Source organism: Ornithinimicrobium sp. CNJ-824 (genome assembly GCF_001942405.1).
GTDB lineage: Bacteria > Actinomycetota > Actinomycetes > Actinomycetales > Dermatophilaceae > Ornithinicoccus > Ornithinicoccus kibberensis.
The window spans coordinates 1-5,489 of sequence record NZ_MKKA01000034.1; the positions used below are offsets into that span (position 1 = coordinate 1).

At 71.0% G+C, this 5,489-nt stretch carries 5 protein-coding genes; all 5 read right to left on the reverse strand.

The window, feature by feature from the left end:
* Window positions 1-96: 96 nt before the first annotated feature.
* Window positions 97-750 (reverse strand): tyrosine-type recombinase/integrase, encoded by a 654-nt coding sequence (locus BJF81_RS11635; protein WP_083664183.1) that lies wholly within the window; start codon window positions 748-750, stop codon window positions 97-99.
* Window positions 747-1,679 (reverse strand): tyrosine-type recombinase/integrase, encoded by a 933-nt coding sequence (locus tag BJF81_RS11640; RefSeq protein ID WP_075958486.1) that lies wholly within the window; start codon window positions 1,677-1,679, stop codon window positions 747-749. The genes BJF81_RS11635 and BJF81_RS11640 overlap by 4 nt, the downstream gene beginning before the upstream one ends.
* The gene (locus BJF81_RS17600) at window positions 1,676-2,353 is read right to left on the reverse strand and encodes a tyrosine-type recombinase/integrase (protein ID WP_202817476.1); all 678 of its coding nucleotides are present in this window, start codon (window positions 2,351-2,353) and stop codon (window positions 1,676-1,678) included. Before BJF81_RS17600 ends, BJF81_RS11640 begins: the two co-directional genes overlap by 4 nt.
* A 59-nt stretch (window positions 2,354-2,412) precedes the next feature.
* Window positions 2,413-4,662, reverse strand: a complete 2,250-nt coding sequence (locus tag BJF81_RS20355; RefSeq protein ID WP_158068670.1) for a putative transposase — start codon at window positions 4,660-4,662, stop codon at window positions 2,413-2,415.
* Between the two features lie 117 nt (window positions 4,663-4,779).
* Entirely contained in the window at window positions 4,780-5,076 is a 297-nt protein-coding gene (locus tag BJF81_RS11655) for a hypothetical protein (protein WP_143780813.1), read from the reverse strand.
* Window positions 5,077-5,489 lie beyond the last annotated feature (413 nt).

Consider the following 5,489-nt stretch of genomic DNA (forward strand, 5'->3'; position numbering starts at 1 on the left):
CGGACCGCTCCCTCACGGAACTCCCGGTCGTACTTCTTCCTTGTCTCTGGCATCTCGATCCTCATTGTGGATGCCTCTACGCTCCGGGGGGGAACCTCAGAACAGCGCGACGCCGGGACGAGACCTGCGTTCGTCGAGGTAGTTCGTCATCGTGGTCACGGTCGTCCTGGTCAGCGGTGTGACGCGTTGGCGTCTTCCCTTGCCGGTGCAGGCGATGTGGGGTCCGGCGCCGAGGTGGATGTCCTGATAGGTCAGCGAGCAGATCTCGCTGATCCGCAGACCGGTCTGAACGGTCATGACCAGCAGGGCGTGGTCGCGGCGCCCGGTCCAGGTCTGCTGGTCGGGCGCGTCCAGCAGGGCCTGGGTCTCGGCGGGGGTGAGGAACTCGATGACGGGTCTGGTGGTGCGCCGTGGCGGGATCGCGAGCACCTGGGTGATGGTCGCGGCGTGCTCGGGATGGTCGGGCAGGGCACGGGCCAGGACGGAGCGGATCGCGGTCAGACGGGTGTTGCGGGTCTTGGCGTTGTTGCCGCGCTCCTGCTGGAGGTGGTCGAGGAAGGCGGTGACGTTGGTCGCGGTGAGGTTGTCGAGGTCGAGCTCGTCGACGGGGGTCCCGAGTGTGACGCTCAGGTACTTCAGCAGCATCCGCCAGGTGTCGCGGTAGGAGCTGATCGTGTTCGCGGACAGATCACGCTGGGTGCGGGCGAAGACGGTGAAGTAGGTCTGCAGGGTCCTGGCCAGGGCGGTCATGACGGTTCGCTTTCGTCGTCGGGTTCGAGCCTGCCGGCGGCCAGGGCCATCAGGTTCCCGGTTGCGGTCAGGTACCAGTAGGTGTGCGCGGCGTCGGAGTGCCCGAGCCAGGTCGCAAGCAGGGACAGGGTCCGGTCGGGGTCGTGGCCGTGGGCGTAGGCCGCGGTCATGTGGGCCGTGGCGAACGTGTGTCTCAGGTCGTGCAGTCGGGGACGGGCCCTGCCGCGCGGGTTGAGTCCGGCAGCCTCGCGGACCCGTTTGAACAGGGCGAAGAAGGAGACGTAGACGTACCCGGTGCCCTTGGCGGTCACGAAGACCGGGCCGTGGGGGGCGGGGTTCGTCGCTGCCCGGGCGGGCAGGGCCAGGTAGTCCTTCAGCGCCGCGGTGGTGGAGGGGTGCACGGGCAGGAGCCGCTGGGCAGACTTGCCGGGCTGGATCACCAGGACGTCGTTGTCGAAGTCGATGTCGTCGACCCCCAGGGCCAGTGCTTCGCCGATCCGCAGGCCCGTGCACGCCAGCAGCGCGATGACGGTGCGCACGGTGGCCGCGACACGCTCGTCGGTGAACTCAGCCTCGCAGGCCCCCAGCAGGGCCTCGACGTCGTCCTGGCTGTAGATGAAGGGCACCGCCCGGGGCTTCCTGGCCGGCAGCAGACCCTTGGGGATGAGCGGGACGTCGATGCCGCTGGCGTGCAGGTGGGCCGCGAAGCGGCGCACCAGCGACAGGCGCGTGGCCCACCAGGAAGGATGCGCCTCGGGGTTGATCCGCGCCCAGGTCACCACGTCATCGATCGTGAAGGTGTCGGACTGTCCGCGAGCTTCGAGCCAGGTGCAGAACAGGCCCACCTGCCGCTCGATGTCGTCGAGCTGGAAGCCCAGCGCCCGGCGCATCACCAAATACGCCTCCAGGTGCTCACGCAGCGTGCTCATCGGGGCACCTGCCCGAACGGGACGACCAGCTCGCGCAGCGAGGCCAGGTCGACCTTCGCGTAGACCATCGTGGTGGCGGTGTCGACGTGCCCGAGGAGCTCCTTGGCCTCGGCCAGGGTCCCGCCGGCACCAAGGATGTCCATCGCTGCGGTGTGCCGTAGCCGGTGGGCGTAGATCGGGTCGATCCCGGCCAGGCCCGACAGGCGGGCGACGATCCCGGAGATCGCCGAGGGCGCCATCGCCCGCCGCGGCGCCTTCATCCGCACGAACACCGCCCGGTCCAGGGCGTCCGGACGGACACGTAGCCAGGCCGCCAGCGCCTGGCCCACGTCGACCGGGATCGGCAACATTTGCTCACGGCCCTTGCCGGCGACCTTCAGCACCCCGTTGGCCCAGTCGATGTCGTCCAGCCGCAGTCGGGCGACCTCACCGGCCCGTAGACCCAACCGGACCAGGACGGTGATGACCGCGCGGTCCCGGGCACCGATCGCGGTGGCCGGGTCGCACACGGCCAGCAGGGCTGCGACCTGCTCCTTGCTCACCCCTTTCGGCAGCCCGCGCCGCGTCCCGGCAGGCTTGAGGATCCCGGCGCTCAGGTCCCGGTCCAGACGGCCGGTGCTCAACGCCCACCGCAGCAGGCCGCGAGCCGCGTCGACGATGTGGGCGCGCGACACCACGCTGTATTCACGCCCATGCTCAGGACTCCTGACATGGAGCGAGAATCTTCTGGGGGTCAGGGCCTGTTCTTGATCTCGTAGTGCAGGGTCAGGTTGGTACCGGGGTAGGTCGTGGCGGTGGCGGTGAGGTGCTTGCACAGTTCGGCGACGGCGGCGGTCTCTCGGGCGGTGGGCAGGGGGTCGAGGCGTACCGTCAGGATGCGCGCGGCCGGGTCGGGCAGGATGTCGCCGGGGCCGGTGAGGACCTGGCGGGTCAGGGTGTAGGCCTCCTGCGCGGCGCGGGCGTAGCCGGTGTTGATGCGGACGTCGCGGGCGATCGCGGTGGTGGTGTTGAACGCGGCGATCTTGATCGCGTGGTGGATCAGCTTGGTCTCGGTGTCCAGGACCTGCTGGCCGGGGGCGAGGTCGCCCAGGCGTACACGGGTCGGAATCTTGGCGTGGGCGGCGCGCGCCGCGTGCAGGTCGTCCTGGGCGGTGTGCCAGGGGGCGGTGATCGCGTTGTGCGCCTGGTTGCTCACCCTGGCCTCGGACTGCCCGCGTCCGGGGGTGCGGGCGGCCAGCAGGGCGGCCTCGGCACGGGCCTTCTCCCGCTCGGCCCGAGCGTAGGCGGCCTGGACCTGCCGGTGCGCGGTCTGTTTGGCCGGGTTCGGCACTGAGCGGTCGGGGTCGTCGGGGCCGGCGGCGTAGGAGTCGTGGGAGTCCAGGCCCAGGTGGAGGCGGGCGTAGCGGAAGTAGTTCTCCTGGCGCCACCGTGAGCCCATCCGGTGCACCACCTGGGCGGCGGGCAGGTCGGTGCGGGTGGTCAGGATGTGCACCTGCCTGGTGGTGCCCTTCTTGGTGTCGAGGCGGGTGACCTGCCGCATCGGGAACGTCTCCGGTTCCCCGGTCTGCTCGTTCACACCGCCGGTGGGCAGGTCCACGGTGGTGTCGGCCAGGGACCAGGCGTGCTCGCGGCCGGTCTCGTCCACGAACGTGACGGCGCTGAACTTCTCGGCGTCCACGTCGGGCGTGGCGCCCTTGCGCCAGGTGAGGACGTCGAAGCCGGCCTCGTGCATGTGGGCGAACAGGGCCGGTGACCAGCCGCCGCGGTCGAACCCGACCAGCACCCGCCGCTCATCGCCCACCGCGGCGCGCAACTGGGGCAGCAGGGCGCGGAGCTCGCCGGCCAGCGAGGCCCCGGGGGTGGCCATCACGACCAGGACCGGGTCACCGGCGGCGTCGGACACCCAGGTCTCCACGGTCGCGGGGGCGGGGAACCGCAGCCGGGCGGAGTGGGTCTTGGCGATCTTCTTCGTGCCGGTGTAGGCCCGCACGTGCCCGTCGACGTACAGCACCAGCCCCACCTGTGCCCCACCGTCCTCGCCGTCGCCCTCGCCGTCGCCGTCGGTGGCGGTGGGGCGGTGCAGGTGGTGGGCGGCCATGGCCGCGAGCAGGTCAGCGGCCCGCTCGGCAGCGGCGAGCTGGGCGATCTTGCGGCGGATGGTCTTGACCTCCGGGGCCCGGTCCATCCCCAGCACCCGGCCCAGCTCGGCCGGGGCGAACCGGGCCGCTCCCTCGGCGCGGGGCGCACCCGCCAGGGTCCGGAAGACGCCCTCGAGCAGCATCGTGTCCAGCCCGTAGAACCCGTCCGGCAGCTGCCCGAACACGCCCCTGGCGCAGCCCAGCAGGCCGGTGGCCTCCAGCGCGGGCAGGGACAGCAGCAGCCCGGCCAGCGGCACCCGGCCCGCCGGGGTGAACACCGGCGGCGCGGCGTCCAGCAGTCCGGCGCGTGCCGCGACCCGCTCGGCAGTGCGCGCCGGCGGCTGCGCCAGCACCACCGCCTGCGCCTCCTTCTCCTGGGCAACGGGCGACTGGTCGTTGTCCGGCTCGGTTGCCAGGGCGCGGCGTACCGAGTCGGTCGAGACACCGACCGCCGCGGCGATCGCCCGCAGCGAGGCCCTCGCCTTCCGACGAGCCCGGATGTCGGCGATCTTGGCCGGGGTCAGCTTCGAGGGGCCCTTCGGTCCGGGCCGCTTCGGGACCAGCCCGGCGGTCCCCCCGGACTCGGCGGCCCGCACCCACAGGCGCAGCGTCTCCCGATCGATCCCGAACCCGGCAGCGATCGCGGCCCCGGTCGCCGCCTTGACCTGCCTCAGCTGCACCGCCGCCAGCCGTCGCCCGGTCTCATCCCCCGGCCCCCACAGGTAGGCCAGCTCCCCACGCACGTACACCCGACCCGACCCGTCGGCCTCGTCCACCAGGGCGGCGACCGCACCGATCTCGACAGCACCGGCCGGGGCCAGCGGCAGCGGTGGCTGAGCGGTCATGACCGCCATTCTCACCACCCCTACGACCAAGACCAATTACCAAAGCAATTATCTCACAACGAGGCCGTCAAGACCCACACTTTCCCAAGCAGACACGCCGATCAGACCACCCCTATGTCAGGAGTCCTGATGCTCGGCGACGTAGCCGTTGACCACCGCGGCGTCGAGCCGGTCCCAGTCCAGGTCGCCGTCGTCCGCGGTGATCACGTCCAGCAGCCCGGTGGCATAGCGACGACGGGCAGCGATGGTCTTCTCGGACAGACCGCGCTCATCCCGCATCCAGGAGCACCACGCCGCGGCCGCGGCCTGCGCCGGGGTGAGCAGGCCATCCACCGCCGGGGACGGGCGCAGGTATCCGGCATCGGTCAAGAACCTGCGCATCGTGCCTGAGCAGCTCTTCACCGTGGTGCACACGACTTCACGCGATCGTTCCCGCAGGACGAACCGGTCCAGCAGCTGCCCGTCGCGTCGATGTCGTCGACCTCGGCGCCCACCTCCTCCATCCACACGCTCAGGCGGACAAGCAGGTTCACGACCCCGGCCGCCGTGGCAGGCGTATATCCCTGCCTGTCCAGCCACCGCCGGCCCTCCTCCAGCACCGTCGGCGCCAAGGGACCCACCGGCACCCGCGGAATCCGGTCCGCGGACGGCCGGGCAGTCGGCGATCTCTTCGTCACTGACCTCACCTCCAGACACTTGGTGCCTGGAAGCGTGACCCCCTACGACGCGACTATGCCGACCCTTCAACCCTCAGCAGTCCCGCTGACCTGCCCCAGAACCACAGAGGTCGGCATAGTTCGCACGTCGGCATAGGACATCACCTACGT